This is a genomic window from Paenibacillus sp. MAHUQ-63 (assembly GCF_028765165.1).
In the GTDB taxonomy this organism is placed as follows: domain Bacteria; phylum Bacillota; class Bacilli; order Paenibacillales; family NBRC-103111; genus Paenibacillus_E.
In genome coordinates this window covers 1,452,857-1,473,321 of the sequence record NZ_JARADB010000003.1, presented here as the reverse complement: position 1 = coordinate 1,473,321, position 20,465 = coordinate 1,452,857, and the positions used below count along the sequence as shown (strand labels likewise).

The following is a 20,465-nucleotide window of genomic DNA, read 5'->3' as shown; positions in this document are numbered from 1 at the left end:
CCGTTCAGGGGGAGTGTCAACGGTGAAAGACGAGCGTTTTCGGAAGACGGAACTGGCAGTATGGGTAGCGATCTCAGGCAATGCAGCGCTTGCTTGTCTGAAAGGGATCCTTGGTGTCATGACGCAAAGTCAAGCATTGCTTGCTGACGCGGCGCATTCAGCCGCAGGGGTGGCAGGTTCATCTGCTGCATTAGTTCGACTAAGATCAGCTGGACGTTCACAGGAAGATACGAATCCTGGCGGGTTCGATCAGAGAGCTGCGGTTACAACGGTCCTCATCGCCCTGTTGATTCTGATTGCGGGCATCGAGATGGGGTTCTCCGCCGTCAAATCCTTGTGGACGCCGGCGGCACATACGTCCAAGACCTATGCGCTTGTTGCAATCGGCATTTCTCTGTTGTTGAAGGAAATCATGTTTCAGTACACAACCAAGCTTGGCCAAGCCATCGAATCGCCGGAAATAATTGCCAATGGCAGGACGCACCGTTCCGATATATACTCTACTATTGTGGCTTTGATCGGGGTGTTTGGCGCCAGCGTCGCTAATCTGCTCGATATCTCGATCTTCTATTACCTGGATCCGATAGCTGGAATCATCATCTCTCTTATGATCCTGAGAATGGGGTATGCCCTCGTGAAGGAAACTTTACATACGAAGAAGGACTACGTCCTCCAGCAGGAGGATGCGGACGATTTGCTTGCCGTCGTTCAGTTGATCAAAGGCGTCATTACCGTTGACGACCTGAAAGCCAGAGAACAGGGCCACTATGTGGTTGTGGAACTCAAGATCAGCGTGAATCCCCGTGTTTCCGTCTGGGAAGGTCATGAAATTTCCAAAAAAGTTAAGCAGCAGTTGATGAAACGATTCCATCATATTTCGGAAGTGCTTGTTCATGTCGCGCCGTATGATGCGGGTTATCCCTATAAACATGCAACGGATGCAGAGCTTAACGATCTGCCTTCCGTTATTCACTAAAGAAGTTGTAAGGAGGACACGACCCCGTGCTAGCACCAAAGGCAAGATGGAGCATAGGTAATGCCGACGAGATGCTCATAGAAACTTTCGTGCGCGAGCTGCAGATCGACCCGCTTGTGGCCAGGTTGCTTGTTCTTCGAGACATTCGCACCTTGGCGGAGGCCGAGCAATTCATGCATGGCGGCATCCGCTACTATCACGATCCGTATTTGCTTGACGATATGCGCCCGGCTGTGGAGCGCATTCGCCGAGCGCTGCAGAACAATGAATTTATCCGGGTGTATGGAGATTACGATGCAGACGGCGTAAGCAGCACCTCGCTGATGTATCATCTCCTCCGAGGCTTGGGCGCACGGTTCGATACGTATATCCCGCACCGCATTCGCGAAGGCTATGGTCTGAACCGGCCGGCGATGGATTTGGCCAAAGAACAAGGCGTTGATCTGTTGATTACCGTCGACACGGGCATAAGCGCCGTAAAGGAAATTGCCTATTGCAAGGAGCTGGGGATCGACGTCATCGTAACGGATCACCATGAACCTCCTGAGCAGCTGCCGGAAGCTTTGGCGGTCATTAACCCCAAGAAGCCCGGCTGCCCGTATCCCTTTAAGCATCTCGCAGGGGTGGGCGTAGCCCTCAAGCTGGCGCATGCGCTGCTGAATAGACTGCCGGAAGAGCTGCTGGAATTCGCCGCACTCGGGACGGTTGCCGATCTTATGCCGCTGACCGGAGAGAACAGGCTGATCGTCAAGATGGGTTTGCAGCGCATGCAGGAGTCGGCGTATGCAGGCTTTCGCTCGCTGATCGGCGTTTCCGGCATTGAGCGCAAAGAAGTTACGGCCGGGCACATCGGCTTCTCGCTTGCCCCGCGAATCAACGCAAGCGGCCGGCTGGAAGCGGCGGACATCGCAGTGAAGCTGCTCACGACCTCGGATGACCGGGAAGCGGAGCAAATTGCGTTCGAATTGGATATGTTGAATAAAGAACGGCAGCTGATCGTTGAAGAGATGGTCAAGGAAGCATTCGTACTGGCTGAGGAGCAGCAGGCCAAGGGCCTCGATAAAGTCATCGTTGTCGCGAAGGAAGGTTGGAACGTCGGTGTTGTCGGGATCGTCGCTTCCAAAATCGTGGAACGATTCTATCGGCCGACTTTGGTTCTCAGCATAGATCCGCAAACAGGAATGGCCAAGGGCTCGGCTCGCTCCATCGCCGGCTTCGACCTGCATAAGGCGCTGACGGCGTGCGAAGAATGGCTGGACCACTACGGCGGCCATCAAGCGGCTGCCGGGATGAGCCTGAGCGCCGTACATTTGGACGCTTTCGCACGTAGAATGAATGAGCTGGCAGCGGCTGCATTAACCGAGGATGATTACATACCGCTGCTGAAGGCCGATGCGGTCTGTTCCCTGCATGAGGTGCCGATTGCGAGTATCGAAGGTCTGGATAAACTGGCGCCATTCGGTATGGGGAATCCAGCCCCTAGATTCATGTTCACGGAATTGCAGCTGAGTGAAGTCCGGACCATGGGGAAGGAGAAGCAGCATTTGAAGCTCGCTCTCTCCCAAGCGAAGGAGGAGGTCAGCTGCTCGGTGGAAGCCGTCGGCTTCGGCAAGGGAAGCCTGGCCGGATTCATCGCTCCGATGGCCAAGGTCGACGTACTCGGCGAGCTGTCGATCAACGAGTGGAACGGGGTGCGCAAGCCGCAAATCGTCATGCAGGACCTGCGAATCAGGCATATGCAGCTCTTTGATTGGCGGGGAGCCGGACAGCTCAGCGCGAAGCTGGATATGCTCCGGAGCGCGCTTGCCGCCGGCACCGCCGGCAGCGAGCCGCCGCCGCCGGCGATCGTACTGTTCGACGAAGCGGACGAAGGCGCTTATGCGTCTACGGCATTTCAAATCGGAGACGCAATTCCTTACTGGGTCGTTCAAGACAGCGGGCCGTTGCGGCCTGGGAACGAAGCGGCGCGGAGATGGCAATTCGCCCGTATGCAGGATGTCGTTCTGTATACACTCCCTAGGAGCCTTGCTAGCTTGCAGAGCGTTCTGCGGCAGGCTGAGAGCATGATGCGCTGTTATCCCGTATTCGCTGAGCTTGGACCGGATAGCGGCAGTACGCTGCCTTCACGGGATATGTTTAAAATGATGTACGGCACCTTGCAAAAAGAAGGGCAGCTCAATGTGCAGGATGCAAGGCTGCTGGCCGCATTCAGCAGACGGTCCGGTTTATCGCCAGCCATGATCCATTTTATATTATCCGTCTTTGAAGAATTGGAATTTGTCGAGAGGCAGGGGGCTTTAGTTAAGCTTCAACCGTCTCCGGCCAAGAGAGATCTTACGGCATCACGTTTGTACCAACACCGGATGCAGCGGCAGGAAGTGGAATCCGTCGTTATGTATTCATCCGCGAAGGAATTGGAGCAATGGATGTCTGAACATATAGATACAGTAAACCAAACATTGGAGGAAATCATATGAATTTCAAAGATTACATTCGCGTCATCCCCGACTTCCCGCAACCGGGCATCCGGTTCAAGGACATCACGACTTTGCTGCAAAACGGCGAGGTGTACAAACAAGCGATCGACCAGCTGAGAGTCATGGTCCAAGAGAAGCAGATCGATGTGATTGCAGGTCCCGAGGCACGGGGCTTCGTCATCGGCGCACCGCTCGCTTACGCGCTTGGCGTGGGCTTTATTCCGATTCGCAAAAGCGGCAAATTGCCTGGCGAAACGATCGAAGTGGACTATGCCCTGGAGTACGGCAAAGACAAATTGGCGATGCACAAAGATGCCATTAAACCGGGTCAAAAGGTGCTGATTGCTGATGATCTGCTGGCAACCGGCGGAACGATTCAATCCTCCATCGATCTGATCAACCAGCTTGGCGGGGAAATCGTCGGAGCAGCGTTCCTTATTGAGTTGTCCTATTTGGAAGGCCGCAACAAATTCAATGGCATCGACGTCGTTTCCTTAGTTCAATATTAATAATTGGCGGGGGCTGTCCCAAGAGTCATGCATATGGCTCGGGGAACAGTCCCGTTTTCTTATAATGGCTGTCCGTGATCTTGGAGATGGAACCGAGATATTTGCAAAGAATGAAAGCGGTTATATGGCGAAATGATGGTTTTTGTCGAAAGTCTGACGCCCAATAGTTGACGCGGAGCCTGCCTTGAAGGCATAATGAATAAAAATCAGTATAGATCTTTTTTTAAAAATACAACCTTTAAAGGGAATGGGTAGATGCATGGGTATAGAGCAGCTGTTGGAGAAGGCAGCCACCTATCTGAAGGAGAATGATTTGCAGAGGATTCGGGAGGCCTATGAATTCGCGGATGAAGCCCATCATGGCCAAGTGCGCAAATCGGGGGAGCCCTATATTCTGCATCCGCTCGCTGTAGCAGATATTTTGGTGAACATGCAGATGGACGTCACTTCGGTCATTGCGGCACTCCTGCATGATGTCGTTGAAGATACAACGGTTTCATTAGAAACTGTACTAGATAAATTCGGGAAAACATGCGCGATGCTCGTCGATGGTTTGACGAAGCTCGAGCGGATTAAGTTCAAATCCAAAGAAGAACAGCAGAACGAGAACTACCGCAAAATGTTCGTCGCGATGGCGCAGGATATCCGCGTCATTCTGATCAAATTAGCGGACCGTCTGCACAATATGCGTACGTTGAAGTACCAGTCCGAAGAGAGCCAGCGCCGCATCGCGGAGGAAACGCTGGAAATTTTCTGCCCGATTGCGCACAGACTCGGGATCTCCACGATCAAGTGGGAGATGGAGGATATCGCCCTTCGTTATTTGAATCCGCAGCAGTATTACCGGATCGTTAACCTGATGCAGAAGAAGCGAACCGAGCGCGAGCAGTATATAGAGGACGTCATCCACTCCATTAAGGAGAAGCTGGAAGAAATGGGCATTCAGGGGGATATCTCCGGAAGACCTAAGCATCTCTATAGCATTTATAAGAAAATGAGCTCCCGCGGCAAGCAGTTCAATGAGATTTACGATCTCATGGCGCTGCGCGTAATTGTCGACGGTATCAAAGACTGCTACGCATCTCTGGGGATTATCCATACATTGTGGAAGCCCATGCCGGGACGGTTCAAGGATTATATCGCGATGCCCAAGCCGAATATGTACCAGTCCCTCCATACGACGGTTATAGGTCCTAAGGGGGAGCCGCTGGAAGTGCAGATTCGGACTTGGGAAATGCACAAAACGTCCGAGTTCGGTATCGCCGCACACTGGGCGTATAAGGAAGGCGGCTCGATCGTTCCAGCCGGCACCTTCGAAGACAAAATGAGCTGGTTCCGCGAAATTTTGGAGCTGCAGCAAGAGACAAGCGATGCCTCCGAATTCATGGAGTCGATGAAGATGGATTTCTTCTCCGACCTTGTTTTCGTCTTTACGCCGAAAGGCGAAGTCATCGAGCTTCCTGCCGGGTCGGTGCCGCTCGATTTCGCTTACCGGATTCATACCGAGGTCGGCAACCGTACGATTGGCGCTAAAGTCAACTCCCGTATCGTCCCATTGGATCATAAACTGAAGACCGGGGATATTATCGAGATCTTGACTTCCAAGCATTCATACGGACCTAGCCAGGATTGGATCAAAATTGCCCAGTCTTCGCATGCCCGCAGCAAAATTAAGCAGTGGTTCAAGAAAGAGAAGCGCGAGGAGAATGTAGAGAAAGGCAAAGACATGATCGAACGCGAGCTCAAACGGCTTGCCATTGACCCGCCAACGCTGATGAGCGATGAGAAGCTGCTCGAAGCGGCGAAGAAATACAATTTCAACGATATTGAAGATATGCTGTCGGCTGTCGGCTTCGGCGGCATTACCGCCGCACAGATATGCACTAAGCTGACGGAGAAGCTGCGCCGGGAAGCGGAAGAAGCGCAGGTGCTGCAGCTTACAACCGAGGTGAAGGAAGTCAAGTCGCCGGCTGCGGAGCGGAAGGGCCGTCCGACGAACGGGGTGCGGGTGAAGGGCGTCGACAACCTGCTGGTGCGCTTCGCCCGCTGCTGCAATCCGGTCCCTGGCGATTACATTATCGGCTACATTACGAGAGGTCGCGGCGTCTCCGTCCATCGTTCGGATTGCACGAACATTCCGACGAGCATGGGCGAGGAGGAACGGGTCATCGAGGTCGAATGGGCGGAAGCGGTGGAATCCAATTTCAACGTCGAAATTGAAATTACGGGCCATGACCGCCGAGGCTTCCTGAACGAGGTGCTCCAAGCCGTTTCCGAAAGCAAAACGATGATTTCGGCCGTATCGGGCCGTTCCGATAAAAACAAAATGGCGACGATTCATATGACGATCCTGATCAAAAATATCGATCATCTGCAATCCGTCGTCGAGAAAATCAAACGTGTGAAAGACGTATATTCCGTGCAGCGCATCATGCAAAGCTAAGCTGACCGCTGCACGCGCGTGTAAGGAGATTCAGGACGCTTATGAGAGTTGTTGTTCAGCGGTGCAAGCGCGCCGAAGTCACCGTGAGCGGTGAAACCGTCGGCCGGATTGGCGAGGGCTTAATGCTGCTGGTCGGCATTACGCACGAAGATACCGAACAGGATGCCAAATATGCAGCCGATAAAGTAGCTGGCCTTCGTATTTTTGAAGATGAGTCCGGCAAAATGAATTTGTCCGTATTGGAAACAGGCGGGCACATCTTGTCCGTGTCGCAATTTACGCTGTATGGCGATTGCCGCAAAGGGAAGCGTCCCAATTTCATGGCGGCGGCCAGACCGGAAGTGGCACAGCCGCTGTATGATCAATTCAATGAGCTGCTGCGTGCGCAAGGCCTGGTGGTGGAGACCGGAGCCTTTGGCGAGATGATGGACGTTTCTTTGACGAACTGGGGTCCCGTTACTCTGATTATCGACAGCAAATGAGCGGGCACTTATGCCCTTTCGATTAATTCATTTGCCTGCTGGGTATACTGTAACTGTAGATTCTTGCAGTTAGGAGCATCCAGATGCGTCAATCCATGAAGCAACAGATCATGACGGCACCAGTACAGCAGCTGCTGCACACCACGATCGCTGAGCGGATCAGTCAAGCCCCGGCTCTCGCCGACGTGGAGATCAGCGCCGAATTCACCTCCGAACAGGAGAAGCTCAAAAGCATTCCGAAAAAATCGTACCGGTAAATCCATAAAGCCCGCGTGCTGCCAAGCAGTGCGCGGCTTTATTTGTTTCCGGCAAAATTTCTATATACCGGTAAAATGTGATAAACTAACAAGTGATATTTTGAGCTGAAAAAATTATCGACTGCTGGCGAAGCTTAGCGAACCTCTGGAGGGAAGGCGGCGCGCAAGCAGGAGACAAGGTGGGTGCTTTGGTTTTAATGGCTAATGGAAATCGTAACAACGCCACTTCCAAAGGTTGGCTTTGGTTGATGGGAACCTTGATTCTGCTAGCGGTGCTGGCTGCTGCAGCATCCCTGTATTATCAATACAAACATCATACAAGCAGCGGACATAGCAAGGAAAAGCAGGAGCTTGAAGAAGTGAAATCGGTGAAAAAGGCGAAGGATGCGTATGACGTTATCGTCGTCGGTACCGATCCTGAAGGGGTTGCGGCAGCCGTTTCTGCGGCTCGCAACGGGTTGAACACTTTGCTTGTCGACGGCCGCAACCGGGAAATACTCGGCGGGCTCATGACACTCGGCTGGATCAATTCGATCGATATGAATTATAGCCCGAACAAGAATCTATTGGGGAAAGACGATGTGTTTAACAAAGGCTTTTTCTCCGAATGGTACGCCAAGATTGAAGGTGATTCCTTCGACGTCAATACGGCAGCCAATGCTTTCTATGATTTGGTTAGAAATGAGTCGAATATCGATCTGCTGCTCAAAACGAAAAAGATCGAGCCTCTGCTCTCCGAAGATAAGAAGAATGTACACGGCGCAACGATCACGCTTGAGAACGGCAGCACGCAAGTCGTCAAAGCCGGGTCTGTGATCGATGCGACACAGGACGGTGATTTCGCCGCGGCGGCCGGCGTACCGTTTACGATCGGTCACGAGGACATTGGCGACCCGAATTCCAAGATGGCCGTAACGCTGGCCTTCCGACTGAAGAACGTGACGCCTGAGGTGTGGAACCTGATGGCTACCCGCTTGAACGGCGATAATAATCCCGATACTGGTGTGAATGAAGTTAGCGTGTTCGGCTACGGGGAGATGAGCAAATACCCGCCAGTGAACAAGGAGCGGGCCAAGATGCGGGGCTTCAATATGGGGCGACAGAATGACAATACGGTCCTCATCAACGCTTTGCAAATTTTTGGCGTAGACGCTTTTGACCCGAAATCGGTGCAAGAAGCTTTTGATATCGGCAAAAAAGAGCTGCCTAGCATTTTGGCTTACATGCAGAAGACATTCCCCGAGTTTGCAAGCCTTGAGCTGGATGGCTCGGCGCCGGAGCTGTACGTGAGAGAAACGCGCCATATGCAGGGAGAATACAGGCTTAACATTGTCGACGTGTGTACGAATGCCGACCAGTGGGACCGCATCGGCTTCGGCTCTTATCCGGTTGATATTCAGCGGATTTCGCCGACGGATTCCGGTACCGTCGTTTGCAAGCCGAAACAATACGCCGTTCCTTTCCGCAGTCTGGTGCCTAAGAACATAGACGGATTGCTTGTGGTAGGCAGAGCGGCCAGCTACGATACGCTTCCGCATGGCAGTGCGCGCGTGATGCCTACGGGCATGGCGGAAGGAGAAGCGGCTGGAGCCGCGGCCATGTTTGCGAAGCAGGAGAAGATGACGTTCCGTCAGCTGTCGGCTTCGAAGGACATGATCGCCAAGCTGCAGGAGCAGCTCAATAAGCAGGGGATGGAGATTCATCCGATTACGCTTAAGCCTCAGCCGTTTATGGAACATAAAGCGTATGAGGGGCTGAAGACGGCGCTTATGCTCGGATTGGCATCAGGAGCGTACGACAACAATTTCCGTTTGGACGACGCGGCGAATCCGAAGCGCATGGTGAATCTTGTGAGCGGAGCCCGCAAAATGAAACCGGATGCTTTCAAAGGCGACGTGTCGCAGGCGATTGCGAAGATGGACAATTCGGACAAGCTCCCATTGTCACTCGAGCAAGCGGCCTTTACCATGACACAAGCATTGGGCATCGCGGCTGAGCCGAAAGATGCACAAGCGAAGCTGGCGGCGAACAAGCTGCTGACAGACGCAACGCTGAACCTGATTGCTGATAAACAAAAGTTAACGAATGCAGATACGTACATGATGATTAGAGATTTGAAGGTTGGTCTAACGGGCAAGCCTTAGAGAACACAAATAAGAGCCTTATGACGCCGCAATTGGATGGGCGGTAAGGCTCTTTTGCTTTTCGAAGCTTGTGGAAGTTTTGATGACTGCGCTTACAAAATTCAGTCTGCCTCGGCTGCATCCTCTTCGGCTTCAGCAGATTCTTCCGCTTCTTCTTCCGCAGAATCTTCACTATCCGCTTCGGCTTCCTCCTCAGCTTCGACTTCCTCTTCGGCATCCGCTTCTTCTTCCGCTTCGACTTCCGCTTCTTCCTCTGCTTCTTCGGCTTCCTCAGCAGCTTCCGAATCCTCAATGGCCTCTTCTTCGGCTGCTTCGTCGGCTACTTCATCTTCGGCTTCGGCTTCGGACTCCTCGGAGAAGAGCACCACTAGATCTTGCCGTTCTTCTTGAAACTCGTTTTGTGTTGTCATTGTTACAGCCTCCTGATGATAAATTCAAGGCCATTTGCCTTGTTGTACATGTATATGTTGCGAGAAATTCGAATATACGGGGGGAAACAAATGAAAATGCTTGAAAATTCAGGAGTATCGCTGTAATGAAATTGTAATCATTTTTTCATATGCCTTTAATCAAGCAGGGATATAATAAAAGTCGACCCCCTTTAATTTATATATTGTCTAGAGGCCTGCCGCCACGTGCTGCAGGCTATTTTCTTTGCATAGCAAAACCGCCGCTAATCAGCGGCGGTTATCGATTTATTTTGACATTAGAGCGTCCAGGGAGTAGTCACCGGCACCAATCAGCGCTACGCCAAGGGCAACGGCGATCAAGAGCAAATTGTACTCATAACCGTTGGAAGAAGCCCAATAGCTTTTGCCGTGTACCTTCACGATCGCGACCAGCATAGTAAGTATAATAAGGGCAGCGCCGAGCGGTGTCCAAAGGCCTGCGGCGAAGAGCAAGCCACCGGCAATTTCCGCGAGTCCCGCAAGAACGGCCATCGTCACACCGGGCTTAATGCCGATCGATTCGAAGAAGCCGCCCGTGCCCTTGGGACCGTAGCCCCCGAACCAACCAAATACTTTCTGCGTACCGTGCGCCGCAAATGTTAAACCTAACACCAAACGAATAATAAGAAGACCTAAAGCCATCACTAACAACTCCTCTTAAAATAAATTTTATTTAATTACTTACTTTATGTTAGTATATTATTACGCAATACTTACTTTTGTCAAGCGACTATGTTAAAATTGTTTATAAGGAGATGATTTATATGGAACACTATCAACTGTGCCCTAAATTCGAGAATGCTTTTGAACTTCTGGGAAAACGATGGACAGGACTTATCGTTCATGTCTTGATGACCGGCCCGAAGCGGTTTAAAGACATTTCCGTTCTGATCCCGAGCATGAGCGACCGGATGCTTTCAGAGAGATTCAAGGAACTCGAGGCTGCAGAGATCATTGTCCGACATGTGTACCCGGAAACCCCGGTTCGTATCGAATATGAACTGACTGCCAAAGGAAGAGGTCTTAAGCCCGTGATGGACGAGTTGCAAAAATGGGCGGATTCTCATTAAATGAATCAAGAGACAATTGTCGAATAGGCGCATAATGCTTGACTTTGCTTCTGGCAATGTTTACAATAAACAATAATTCAATACCTTTGTGATCCGTTGAAGGGATAAAGTATGTCGCCCCCACATTATCAGAGAAGGAAGTCCAGGCTGCGAGCTTCCAATGATGAGCGAACGAAAAGACCTCCCCGAGGACTTGCTGGGAACGGCAGATCGGCTTCCGTCGATCGGTCTAGTAGCGGCAATGCGTTTCGCGGGCGTTAACCGTAAAGTGCAGATTGTGTCCCTCCATGCTGTGAGCAGGAGCGCATAATTGGCTGAATGTGGGTGGTACCACGGGTGAATTTGTTAATCAAATCTCTCGTCCCTGGCGAATGTCAGGGGCGGGGGATTTTTTTGTTATTGATGAGATAAAGGGAGGTTGAACACATGAGCATTCAGAAGCCGAAAGGCACACAGGACCTTCTGCCCGGTGAAGTCGAGAAGTGGCAGTACCTGGAGAACAAAGCGAGAGACTTGTGTCAAAGATTTAATTACAAAGAAATTCGGACACCGATCTTCGAAAGCACGGAACTGTTTTCAAGAGGGGTTGGCGAAACGACCGACATCGTGGAGAAAGAAATGTATACCTTCATGGATAAGGGAGACCGCAGCATTTCGTTGCGTCCTGAAGGTACGGCAGGTGTCGTGCGGGCTTATGTCGAGAATAAGCTCTACGGGGTACCGGATGTTACCAAGCTGTATTACGTAGGTCCGATGTTCCGCTATGAGCAGCCGCAGGCCGGAAGATATCGCCAATTCCACCAGTTCGGCATCGAAGCTTTCGGATCCGTCGATCCCAGCATGGACGCCGAAGTGATCGCTCTTGGTTATACGTTCTATAAAGAAATCGGTCTCAAAGACGTCACGGTCGAAATTAATTCCGTCGGTACGCCTTCGGTAAGAACGGTTTACCGCGAGAAATTGCAGGAGTTTTTCGCACCGGTGAAAGATAAGCTTTGCAAGGACTGCCAGTCCCGTTACGACAGAAACCCTATGCGTATTCTTGATTGCAAAATCGATCAAAAGTACGGCGAAGGCGCACCTGAGATTCTGGATTACCTGGATGAAGAATGTTCCACACACTTCGCTCAAGTGAAAGAACATTTGTCTGCAATGGAAATTCCATACCGGGTGAATCCCCGTCTCGTTCGCGGTCTTGATTATTACACGCACACCGCGTTTGAGTACAAAGCCGCCGGCATTGGCGCCATCGATACGATTGGCGGAGGCGGACGCTACAACGGCCTCGTGGAACAAATCGGCGGCCATGGGACCGATCAACCGGGTGTCGGCTTAGGCTTGGGCCTTGAGCGCATTCTTCTCGTGCTCCAAGCGCAGGGCGTGGAAATTCCGAAGCCGGAGCCGCTGGATGTTTACTTGATTGGACTTGGCGCTGCGGCGGAGAAAGAAGTGACGAAGCTGCTGCAGCAGCTGCGTATCCAAGGGCTTAAGGCGGAGAAAGATTACCAAGGCCGCAAAATGAAGGCGCAAATGAAATCCGCGGACCGTCTCCAAGCGAAATATGTGGCGATTCTCGGGGACGATGAATTGGCTCGCGGCGAAATTACGCTGAAGCAGATGGAAACCGGTTCGCAAGTTACGGTGAGTTTAGTGGACCTGGGCTCGAATGCCGCAAAAACACTATTCGAATAAATGTTGTATAACTACTTATGAGGAGGCAATACTATTATGATGCTCAAAACACATCATTGCGGGCAGCTGACGAAAGCCCAAGTAGGACAGACTGTAACACTAAACGGGTGGGTGCAAAGAAGACGCGACCTAGGGGGCGTTCTATTCATCGATCTTCGCGACCGCAGCGGACTTGTCCAAATTGTTTTTAACCCTGATTTCTCTGGAGATGCACTGGCGATTGCCGACCGTGCACGCAATGAATATGTGCTCGCCGTGAAAGGGAAAGTTGTAGAACGCGATCTGGAAACAGTGAACAAAAACATTCCTACAGGCGAAATCGAAGTGCAAGTAACTGAAATTGAAATCATGAACGCTGCCAAAACGCCTCCGTTCTTCATTGAAGACGGTGTTGAAGTGGATGAGGCCGTTCGTTTGAAATACCGTTATCTGGACCTGCGCCGTCCGGAAATGCAAAAAACGTTGATGCTGCGCTCCAAAGCGTCCAAAGTGTTCCGTAATTTCTTGGACGATCAAGGATTCATTGAAGTCGAAACGCCGATTTTGACGAAAAGCACGCCGGAAGGCGCACGCGATTACTTGGTGCCGAGCCGTGTGCATCCAGGCGAGTTTTTCGCGCTGCCGCAGTCTCCGCAAATTTTCAAGCAGCTGTTAATGGTGAGTGGTCTTGAACGCTACTACCAAATCGCACGCTGTTTCCGTGATGAGGATCTTCGCGCAGACCGCCAACCGGAATTTACACAAGTCGACATCGAGACTTCCTTCCTGTCCCAGGATCAGCTTCTGGACATTCTGGAGGAGCTTGTCGTTAACTTGATGAGAGAAACTGCGCAAGTGGAAATTCCTCGTCCTTTCCAACGCATCACGCATGCCGATGCTATGGCGAAGTACGGCTCCGACAAGCCGGACCTGCGTTTCGGACTGGAGCTTCAAGATGTGTCGGATATCGTTGAAGCTTCCGGCGTTCAAGTATTTGCGAATGTAGTCAAAGGCGGGGGCCAAGTGAAGGCGCTGAACGCCAAAGGCTGCGGTACTTGGAGCCGTAAAGAGATCGACGACCTGCTGCCATTCGCGGCGCGTTACGGGGCCAAAGGCTTGGCGTGGATTCAAGTGAAAGACGGCGAGTTCAAAGGGCCGATCGTGAAATTTTTCAGCGAAGCGGAGATTGCCGCTTTGACAGAGCGTCTGGGCGCTGAGGAAGGCGACTTGCTGCTCTTCTCCGCAGACAAGAAGAAAGTTGTAGCGGACGTACTCGGTAACCTGCGTTTGAAAATCGGCCGCGACCTCGGTTTGATCGACGATACGCAATTCAAATACGCATGGGTTGTTGATTTCCCGCTGCTTGGATACGACGAAGAAGCCAAACGCTATGTAGCGGAACACCATCCGTTCACGCGTCCGAACGAAGAGGACATTCATCTCTTCGATACGGATCCGGGCCAAATCCGCGCTCAAGCTTACGACCTTGTCTTGAACGGGTACGAAGTGGGCGGCGGTTCGATGCGTATTTATAAGCGTGAGGTTCAAGAGAAAATGTTCGCAGCGCTTGGCTTCTCCAATGAGGAAGCATGGGAGAAATTCGGCTTCTTGCTGGAAGCGTTCGAATATGGAACGCCTCCGCACGGCGGTTTCGCTTTCGGTTTCGACCGTTTGGTCATGCTGATTACAGGCCGCAACAACTTGAGAGAAACGATCGCATTCCCGAAAACGGCGAGCGCGACAGACCTGCTGATGGATGCGCCGGGAACTGTCGACGACAAGCAGCTCGAGCAGCTGTCGATTCGCTTAGCGCTTAAGCAGCCTGCCAAAGCCTAAGAACCATATTAAGAGGAAGTGTTACCATGCTTCATCAATTTTCTCGGACAGAACTTGCCATCGGCCCTGAGGGCCTGGAAGTGATGAAGAACAGCACCGTCGCGGTACTCGGTATCGGCGGTGTCGGCTCCATCGCTGCCGAAGCGCTGGCGCGGACCGGTGTCGGCCGCTTGATTCTGATCGATAAAGACGTGGTTGATATCACGAATATCAACCGCCAGATTCATGCGCTGATGACGACGGTCGGTCAGCCGAAAGCGGATTTGATGCGCGACCGCATCAAGCTGATTAATCCGGAATGCGACGTCATCTCGCTGCGGATGTTTTATACGGAGGAGACGTATGAGGAAGTATTCGCGCATCATATCGATTATGTGCTTGATGCGAGCGATACGATTTCGTACAAAATTCATCTGATCAAACAATGCTTGGAGCGGAAGATTCCGATCATCTCCAGCATGGGAGCCGCCAACAAGATGGACCCCTCGCAGTTCAAAGTTGCGGATATTTCCAAAACGAGCATGGACCCGATCGCCCGCGTGGTGCGGCAGAAGCTGCGCAAAGAGGGCATCAAGAAAGGCGTTAAGGTCGTATTCTCGACCGAGGAGCCGATGAAGCCGCGTGAGGACGTCACGCAGCAAATCGTGCCGGCGAATGCCCCGGAGATTCGCAAAGCGAAGCAGCCTCCGGCGAGCAATGCGTTCGTTCCTCCAGTAGCCGGACTCATTATGGTGAGCGAAGCTGTGAAGGATTTGCTGGAGAGCGGCTTGAAGAAGTAGGTTTGAAGATGAACGGATGCCCTGAGCGGATGCCCTTGGGCATCCGTTTTTTTTTTTTGCTTTATGCGGGCGGGGCAGGGAGGCAGGAAGACAGGAAGACAGGAAGGCAGGAAGGCAGGAAGGCAGGAAAGCAGAAACAGAAAGACAGGAAGATAGGAAGACAGGAAGACAGGAAGATAGGAAGACAGGAAGACAGGAAGACAGGAAGACAGGAAGACAGATGACTGACAGAACGAAGGAACGGCGGAGGGCAGGGGTGGCAGAATGCGGGGGGCTAGAATGCGGAATGGTAGAGTGACGGAGTGGCAGAATGAGGGAGGACAGAATGGTGAATGGCAGAGTGGCAGAATGAGGGAGGACAGAATGGTGAATGGCAGAATGGCGGAATGAGGGAATGGTAGAATGGTAGAATGGCAGAATGGCGGAGTGGCAGTGTGGCAAGCAGGCGGGCGAGCACGGGTTCTAACGGACACAGGGGACGCTATTTCCCTGTTTTAGGGCTAATCTAAATTCTAACGGACTGGGAAGCCGTTATTTGGCCTAAAATGCCCCTAAAACCTCCAAAAACAGCCGAATAGCGGCTCTCCTGTCCGTTAGATTTCCAATAGGGCTAGAAACGCAAAATAGCGTCTTGTGTGTCCGTTAGAAGGCGGCTCTGGTCAGCTCAAACACTTTGTCGCACCGATCTACTCATGCCTTACGAGTTACACTAACCTATCAGCTCCCCACAAGAAACACGCTAATCGCCAAAGGCAGCTCCCGCAAGAAACACTATAGCTACTCCCCATAGCACCCTACACAATCCAATCACCCTAATACTCACACAATAGCTGCACGCTAATCTATTACCAGTAAGCTACTTTTCCGACACGCATCAGTACCTGCACGCCCCGCAATAAGCGGTTTGACCCTACGTAAGACATGACAGGCTCAGCTCCCGCAGGTTATAATGGTACAAGTTCGATCATTACTTCATTACAAAGCAAAGGATAGTCAACATGGACCTGTTTACATATGCCGCATCACAAGAACCGGCCGGCAAGCTGCTGGCAGACCGGATGCGCCCGACAACGCTGGACGAATATATCGGCCAGGAGCAGATTGTCGGCAAAGGCAAGCTGCTGCGCAGAGCCATCGAAGCCGATCAAGTCAGCTCGATTCTGCTCTACGGCCCGCCGGGGACCGGCAAAACGACCTTAGCCGGCATCATCGCGAACCGCACGCAAGGCGAGTTCATGAAGCTGAATGCGGTCGATGCTTCGGTCAAAGACGTGCGCGAGATCATCGAGCTGGCCAAAAACAACAAAGCGATGTACGGCCGCAAGACGATCTTGTTCCTTGACGAGGTGCACCGCTTCAACACCTCGCGGCAGGATGCGCTGCTGCCTGCCGTGGAGCAGGGCATCCTCATCTTCATCGGGGCGACCACAGAGAACCCGTTCCACCATGTGAACGGGGCTCTGCTGTCTCGCTCGACGCTGTTTCAGCTCGAACCCCTCACGGCGGAGCATGCGCTGATCGCCATGCGCAGAGCCATCGCCGACCCCGTCAAGGGGCTCGGCTTCATGCGCCTCCAAGTGGACGAGGAGGCGCTGGAGCACATCGCGCGGATGGCCGTCGGCGACATCCGCCGCTCCCTGAACGCGCTGGAGCTGGCAGCGCTGACGACTTCCCCCGAACCGGACGGCACGGTTCGGATCACGCTCGAGGTGGCGGAGGAGTCGATCCGCCGCCCGATCGTGAAAGCGGACGAGTCGACGCAATACGACGTCTTGTCCGCTTTCCACAAGAGCTTACGCGGCTCCAGCGACGCCGCGCTGTTCTGGTTCTTCTATGCCGTCGAGAAGCTCGGCATGGATCCCATGACGTTCCTGCGGCGCCTGATCGTCTGCTGCAGCGAAGACATCGGCCTGGCGAACCCTCAGGCGATGATCCAGTCCGTGACAGCCATGGACGCTTATCATAAGATTGGCTGGCCGGAATCGAAGTACATCATTTCCCAGGCAATTTTGTTCGCCGTAGAAAGTCCGAAGTCGAATTCCATCCCGATCGCGATTTCCCGCGCGGAGCAGCTGATGGAGCGTGTGAGATCCGCCGATGTGCCGCTTCATCTGCGGGATACCCATTACAAAGGTGCCGAGAAGCTCGGGCACAAAGGATATATGTATCCGCATGATTACCCCGGCCACTTCGTTCAGCAGCAGTATTTGCCGGATGAAATCAAGCATGAAATCATCTTCGCCGCCAGCGAACAAGGAACGGAAGAGAAAATGCGGCAGAACCAGCTCAAAAGAAGAGGGAAGCCTGCGGATCTATAGGATCGGCAGGTTCCCTCTTTTTTCTTGTTCCATATCAATGCTGTAAAGCTTCTCTGTAACAGGGTTATACCGAATCGAAACAATCAGCGGAAATTCCTTGCCTTGATGTCTGACCCAGAATCGGAACTGCTGTTGATCCACGCCAGCCGCAACATGGGAATGGCCCATGTACTTGTAATCGAGCAGGGTATATACTTTGCCGGCTTCCCTGAAAGCAAGACGGCTCCATTTGGCATAAGAGGGATCGGGTTCTTGGTAGTTGGCGGCATGAATGGCTATGGTTTGCTGGGGGCCTGTCAGCATGCCTGGCTGAGCCTGTGAAGCATCGCAGCAGCCTAGCCCGATAAGGAGAAATACGGTTGAGAGTGTACTCATTCGCTCACACCTTTCGCCAATAGGGTTCGCTCTGTAAGTTGGCGACATACGGCGGGGCTAACGGTAAATTTGGCCACATCGCAGGACTCAAATAAAAAAGCCTGTTCCTCCAACCTGGAACAGGCTTCATCCTTATAACTTGAATATCTTCCCTAAATACGCAGCGGCGGCTTGACTGTATCGTTCCTGCACATAAGCTCTGAACCGGCTTCTTGCCTCCGGCGTTGGCTCCGTATTCGGCTTCAAACGGTGAAGCTCCATCCAATGCAGCGCCGTCATGTAGCAAGTGCTATTCCAGCCGTTTTTGGTTCCGTTGGCATTCAATCGCTCGCTGATTCCCGCAATAACAAGATCCGTTGTGCTTTGCAGTTCAATGAGCGCCCGGTCGAATTCGGCTTTGGACTCCTTAGCCTTCATGCCGGTCACAGCCCGCAGTTCCTTAACATCGATGCCTTCGTTCGCTTCTACGGCTTGGAACAGTTGGACGGCCGACTTGGGAAGCTGCCCGTCCTCATACCGTTCTTCAACGGAGTACGGGTCTTCCAGCAGGTTCTTGACCAGTGGAAAGAGGTCGGCCGAAATCAACAAAGGCTTCTTCGCGAAGAACCTTCCGTAAGCGGCAAGTCCGTCGCCTGGCAGCCGATCCCGCCATAGCCAAGGATCCGTCTCGAGTCCGGTGTGCCACTGATCGTGCGTCGTTACGGATTCAAGAGAGGGATGATCGGGGATGAAAGAGGAGAGAGGCAGAATGCCAACCTCTTTCACGATAGCTTTCACATCCTCGTAAGTGTTAGCGCGCAGCGCGACTTCATTCACTTTGGGCATTGCAATCATCCTTCCTCGCGTTCCTTGTGCTTATTTGTGAACTTGATCAATGACGCCGCCGCCCAAGCAAACGTCCCCGTCATAGAACACGACGGCTTGTCCGGGAGTAACGGCCTTCTGCGGCGAATCGAAAACGACTTCCACGGTTCCGTTCTCTGCAAATGTAAGCGTCACGCCTTGATCGGGCTGGCGGTAACGGAATTTGGCCGTACAGGTGAAGGCCCCTTGCGGCTTAACAGGTGAAATCCAGTTCACGTCGGTGGCCGTTAATCCCTTGGAGTAGAGGCCGGGATACTGTTCGCCTTGAACGACGAGCAGCTCGTTCGTTTCCAAATTTTTGTCGACGACAAACCATGGCTCGCCTGAGCCGGAACCGCCGATGCCAAGCCCTTGTCTTTGGCCGAGCGTATAGTACATGAGGCCGTCATGGCGGCCTTTGATATCGCCGTTGCGAATATCGACCATGTTGCCAGGTTTGGCGGGTAAATACTGGCTGAGGAATTCTTTGAAGTCCCGTTCGCCGATAAAGCAGATGCCGGTGCTGTCTTTCTTCTTGGCTGTCGCGAGACCAGCGGCCTCGGCAATCTTGCGGACTTCTGGCTTCGGCAGATGGCCGATCGGGAACATCGCCTTGGACAGCTGATGCTGTGTCAGTACATTCAGGAAATACGTCTGATCCTTACCGGGATCGTTGCCCCGAAGAAGCTTGTACTCCCCATTCTCTTCTTTCACCTGCGCATAGTGGCCTGTCGCAATATAATCGCCGCCCAGGTCCAAGACCTTCTGGAGAAGCTCCCCGAATTTGATTTCCCGGTTGCACATCACATCCGGATTCGGCGTACGGCCTTTGGTATACTCGTCCAAGAAGTAGGCGAATACCTTGTCGTAATATTGTTTCTCGAAATTCACTGTATAGAAAGGGATGCCGAGCTGGTCGCACACTCTGCGGACATCCTCTGCATCTTCTTCGGCTGTGCAATGGCCAAATTCGTCGGTATCGTCCCAATTTTTCATGAAAATGCCGATCACTTCATAGCCCTGCTCCTTCAGCAGCAAAGCGGCTACGGACGAGTCGACACCCCCGGACATGCCGAGAATAACGCGTGTTTTCTTGTTCATCGCTCCTGTTCCTCTTTTCCATCTTGTAAGACATTTTTGTAAACACAAACTATTATACATCTCAACCCTTGAAAATTAAAATATTTCATGAGAATGTCATTGTTTTCCCCCACAGAAGAAGGAATCTATGATACCATGTATATGATATACGGATGTTTAGGAATGTTTTTGCTAAAAATGGAAACGCTGTTTACCAAGACAGGGACGAGCCTTAGTCTTAATGCGGGCATAGCCATTGGTAAGCGTCATAATTTTTCGTCATATCAATTAGCCCCTTGGATGGCATATATGTTATTAAATGAGGTGTAATTTTTGAAAATTTCCACAAAAGGCCGCTATGGTTTAACTATTATGATGGAGCTGGCCAATCGAGTCGGTGAAGGTCCTACTTCACTCAAAAGCATTGCGGAAAAGCATCAACTGTCCGAGCACTATCTGGAACAGCTGGTCGCACCATTGCGTAACGCGGGATTGGTCAAGAGTATTCGCGGAGCGTACGGCGGGTATATCCTTTCGAAATCCGCCGATCAAGTAACAGCAGGCGAAGTGATTCGCGTTCTGGAAGGGCCGATCTCTCCGGTCGATTTCACGGAAGAAGACGATCCGGCCAAGCGTGATCTCTGGATCCGGATTCGCGACAGCATTGCGGAAGTGCTGGATTCAACAACGCTCGCGAACTTGATCTCCTTCGAGGATCAAGGCAAGCACGATAACTACATGTTCTATATCTAAAGG

The 20,465-nt window shown here is 52.2% G+C and carries 19 protein-coding genes; 14 read left to right on the top strand and 5 right to left on the bottom strand.

Going from position 1 to position 20,465, the window contains the following annotated elements:
- Positions 1–22: 22 nt before the first annotated feature.
- The 7 genes from PUT07_RS22290 to PUT07_RS22260 all read left to right on the top strand — a co-directional run bounded on the left by PUT07_RS22290 (position 23) and on the right by PUT07_RS22260 (position 9,288).
- Positions 23–976: a cation diffusion facilitator family transporter gene (locus tag PUT07_RS22290; RefSeq protein WP_274470662.1), complete on the top strand. Its 954-nt coding sequence runs from the start codon at positions 23–25 to the stop codon at positions 974–976.
- Between the two features lie 26 nt (positions 977–1,002).
- Entirely contained in the window at positions 1,003–3,453 is a 2,451-nt protein-coding gene (gene recJ / locus PUT07_RS22285; RefSeq protein WP_274470661.1) for a single-stranded-DNA-specific exonuclease RecJ, read from the top strand.
- Positions 3,450–3,962, top strand: coding sequence for an adenine phosphoribosyltransferase (locus PUT07_RS22280; RefSeq protein ID WP_274470660.1), 513 nt, complete (start codon positions 3,450–3,452; stop codon positions 3,960–3,962). Before recJ ends, PUT07_RS22280 begins: the two co-directional genes overlap by 4 nt.
- A gap of 259 nt (positions 3,963–4,221) precedes the next feature.
- Positions 4,222–6,405, top strand: a complete 2,184-nt coding sequence (locus PUT07_RS22275) for a RelA/SpoT family protein (protein WP_274470659.1) — start codon at positions 4,222–4,224, stop codon at positions 6,403–6,405.
- 41 nt (positions 6,406–6,446) lie between these two features.
- Positions 6,447–6,887, top strand: coding sequence for a D-aminoacyl-tRNA deacylase (gene dtd / locus PUT07_RS22270; protein WP_274470657.1), 441 nt, complete (start codon positions 6,447–6,449; stop codon positions 6,885–6,887).
- Positions 6,888–6,970: 83 nt separating this feature from the next.
- A complete protein-coding gene (locus PUT07_RS22265; RefSeq protein ID WP_274470656.1) occupies positions 6,971–7,144 on the top strand; it encodes a hypothetical protein in 174 nt (57 codons plus the stop codon).
- Positions 7,145–7,341: 197 nt separating this feature from the next.
- On the top strand, positions 7,342–9,288 hold the full coding sequence (locus PUT07_RS22260; protein WP_274470655.1) for an FAD-dependent oxidoreductase: 1,947 nt from the start codon (positions 7,342–7,344) through the stop codon (positions 9,286–9,288).
- A 101-nt stretch (positions 9,289–9,389) separates the two neighbouring features.
- Here PUT07_RS22260 and PUT07_RS22255 read toward each other — a convergent pair whose 3' ends face one another.
- Both PUT07_RS22255 and PUT07_RS22250 read right to left on the bottom strand, forming a co-directional pair.
- Positions 9,390–9,698: a hypothetical protein gene (locus PUT07_RS22255; protein WP_274470653.1), complete on the bottom strand. Its 309-nt coding sequence runs from the start codon at positions 9,696–9,698 to the stop codon at positions 9,390–9,392.
- A gap of 285 nt (positions 9,699–9,983) precedes the next feature.
- Positions 9,984–10,379 (bottom strand): DoxX family protein, encoded by a 396-nt coding sequence (locus PUT07_RS22250; RefSeq protein ID WP_274470652.1) that lies wholly within the window; start codon positions 10,377–10,379, stop codon positions 9,984–9,986.
- 122 nt (positions 10,380–10,501) lie between these two features.
- Between PUT07_RS22250 and PUT07_RS22245 the strand changes: the two genes are divergently transcribed.
- The 6 genes from PUT07_RS22245 (at position 10,502) to PUT07_RS22220 (ending at position 17,411) form a co-directional block, all read left to right on the top strand.
- Positions 10,502–10,807, top strand: a complete 306-nt coding sequence (locus PUT07_RS22245) for a winged helix-turn-helix transcriptional regulator (RefSeq protein WP_274470651.1) — start codon at positions 10,502–10,504, stop codon at positions 10,805–10,807.
- Between the two features lie 426 nt (positions 10,808–11,233).
- The gene (gene hisS / locus PUT07_RS22240) at positions 11,234–12,499 is read left to right on the top strand and encodes a histidine--tRNA ligase (RefSeq protein ID WP_274470650.1); all 1,266 of its coding nucleotides are present in this window, start codon (positions 11,234–11,236) and stop codon (positions 12,497–12,499) included.
- Positions 12,500–12,535: 36 nt separating this feature from the next.
- On the top strand, positions 12,536–14,314 hold the full coding sequence (gene aspS / locus PUT07_RS22235; RefSeq protein ID WP_274470649.1) for an aspartate--tRNA ligase: 1,779 nt from the start codon (positions 12,536–12,538) through the stop codon (positions 14,312–14,314).
- 26 nt (positions 14,315–14,340) lie between these two features.
- Positions 14,341–15,093 (top strand): tRNA threonylcarbamoyladenosine dehydratase, encoded by a 753-nt coding sequence (locus PUT07_RS22230; protein ID WP_274470648.1) that lies wholly within the window; start codon positions 14,341–14,343, stop codon positions 15,091–15,093.
- 2 nt (positions 15,094–15,095) lie between these two features.
- A complete protein-coding gene (locus PUT07_RS22225) occupies positions 15,096–15,317 on the top strand; it encodes a hypothetical protein (protein ID WP_274470647.1) in 222 nt (73 codons plus the stop codon).
- Between the two features lie 774 nt (positions 15,318–16,091).
- The gene (locus PUT07_RS22220; protein WP_274470645.1) at positions 16,092–17,411 is read left to right on the top strand and encodes a replication-associated recombination protein A; all 1,320 of its coding nucleotides are present in this window, start codon (positions 16,092–16,094) and stop codon (positions 17,409–17,411) included.
- Here the strand turns inward: PUT07_RS22220 and PUT07_RS22215 are convergent.
- The 3 genes from PUT07_RS22215 to mnmA all read right to left on the bottom strand — a co-directional run bounded on the left by PUT07_RS22215 (position 17,406) and on the right by mnmA (position 19,730).
- On the bottom strand, positions 17,406–17,786 hold the full coding sequence (locus tag PUT07_RS22215) for a DUF3889 domain-containing protein (protein ID WP_274470644.1): 381 nt from the start codon (positions 17,784–17,786) through the stop codon (positions 17,406–17,408). The genes PUT07_RS22220 and PUT07_RS22215 overlap by 6 nt on opposite strands.
- A 132-nt stretch (positions 17,787–17,918) precedes the next feature.
- Positions 17,919–18,611, bottom strand: a complete 693-nt coding sequence (locus PUT07_RS22210; RefSeq protein WP_274470643.1) for an AlkZ-related protein — start codon at positions 18,609–18,611, stop codon at positions 17,919–17,921.
- A gap of 30 nt (positions 18,612–18,641) precedes the next feature.
- On the bottom strand, positions 18,642–19,730 hold the full coding sequence (gene mnmA, locus PUT07_RS22205; RefSeq protein ID WP_274470642.1) for a tRNA 2-thiouridine(34) synthase MnmA: 1,089 nt from the start codon (positions 19,728–19,730) through the stop codon (positions 18,642–18,644).
- Positions 19,731–20,042: 312 nt separating this feature from the next.
- Here mnmA and cymR point away from each other — a divergent pair, with 312 nt between their 5' ends.
- Positions 20,043–20,462, top strand: a complete 420-nt coding sequence (gene cymR / locus PUT07_RS22200; protein ID WP_274470641.1) for a cysteine metabolism transcriptional regulator CymR — start codon at positions 20,043–20,045, stop codon at positions 20,460–20,462.
- Positions 20,463–20,465: the final 3 nt, after the last annotated feature.

What these genes read in the sequence shown, in the direction of transcription:
- PUT07_RS22220 (WP_274470645.1), top strand. Translation starts at nt 16,092, where the DNA reads ATGGACCTGTTTACATATGCCGCATCACAAGAACCGGCCGGCAAGCTG.
- PUT07_RS22280 (WP_274470660.1), top strand. Translation starts at nt 3,450, where the DNA reads ATGAATTTCAAAGATTACATTCGCGTCATCCCCGACTTCCCGCAACCG.
- hisS (WP_274470650.1), top strand. Translation starts at nt 11,234, where the DNA reads ATGAGCATTCAGAAGCCGAAAGGCACACAGGACCTTCTGCCCGGTGAA.
- PUT07_RS22255 (WP_274470653.1), bottom strand. Translation starts at nt 9,698, where the DNA reads ATGACAACACAAAACGAGTTTCAAGAAGAACGGCAAGATCTAGTGGTG.
- dtd (WP_274470657.1), top strand. Translation starts at nt 6,447, where the DNA reads ATGAGAGTTGTTGTTCAGCGGTGCAAGCGCGCCGAAGTCACCGTGAGC.
- aspS (WP_274470649.1), top strand. Translation starts at nt 12,536, where the DNA reads ATGATGCTCAAAACACATCATTGCGGGCAGCTGACGAAAGCCCAAGTA.
- PUT07_RS22250 (WP_274470652.1), bottom strand. Translation starts at nt 10,379, where the DNA reads ATGGCTTTAGGTCTTCTTATTATTCGTTTGGTGTTAGGTTTAACATTT.
- mnmA (WP_274470642.1), bottom strand. Translation starts at nt 19,730, where the DNA reads ATGAACAAGAAAACACGCGTTATTCTCGGCATGTCCGGGGGTGTCGAC.
- PUT07_RS22265 (WP_274470656.1), top strand. Translation starts at nt 6,971, where the DNA reads ATGCGTCAATCCATGAAGCAACAGATCATGACGGCACCAGTACAGCAG.
- PUT07_RS22230 (WP_274470648.1), top strand. Translation starts at nt 14,341, where the DNA reads ATGCTTCATCAATTTTCTCGGACAGAACTTGCCATCGGCCCTGAGGGC.
- PUT07_RS22260 (WP_274470655.1), top strand. Translation starts at nt 7,342, where the DNA reads ATGGCTAATGGAAATCGTAACAACGCCACTTCCAAAGGTTGGCTTTGG.
- PUT07_RS22215 (WP_274470644.1), bottom strand. Translation starts at nt 17,786, where the DNA reads ATGAGTACACTCTCAACCGTATTTCTCCTTATCGGGCTAGGCTGCTGC.
- PUT07_RS22210 (WP_274470643.1), bottom strand. Translation starts at nt 18,611, where the DNA reads ATGCCCAAAGTGAATGAAGTCGCGCTGCGCGCTAACACTTACGAGGAT.
- PUT07_RS22275 (WP_274470659.1), top strand. Translation starts at nt 4,222, where the DNA reads ATGGGTATAGAGCAGCTGTTGGAGAAGGCAGCCACCTATCTGAAGGAG.
- PUT07_RS22245 (WP_274470651.1), top strand. Translation starts at nt 10,502, where the DNA reads ATGGAACACTATCAACTGTGCCCTAAATTCGAGAATGCTTTTGAACTT.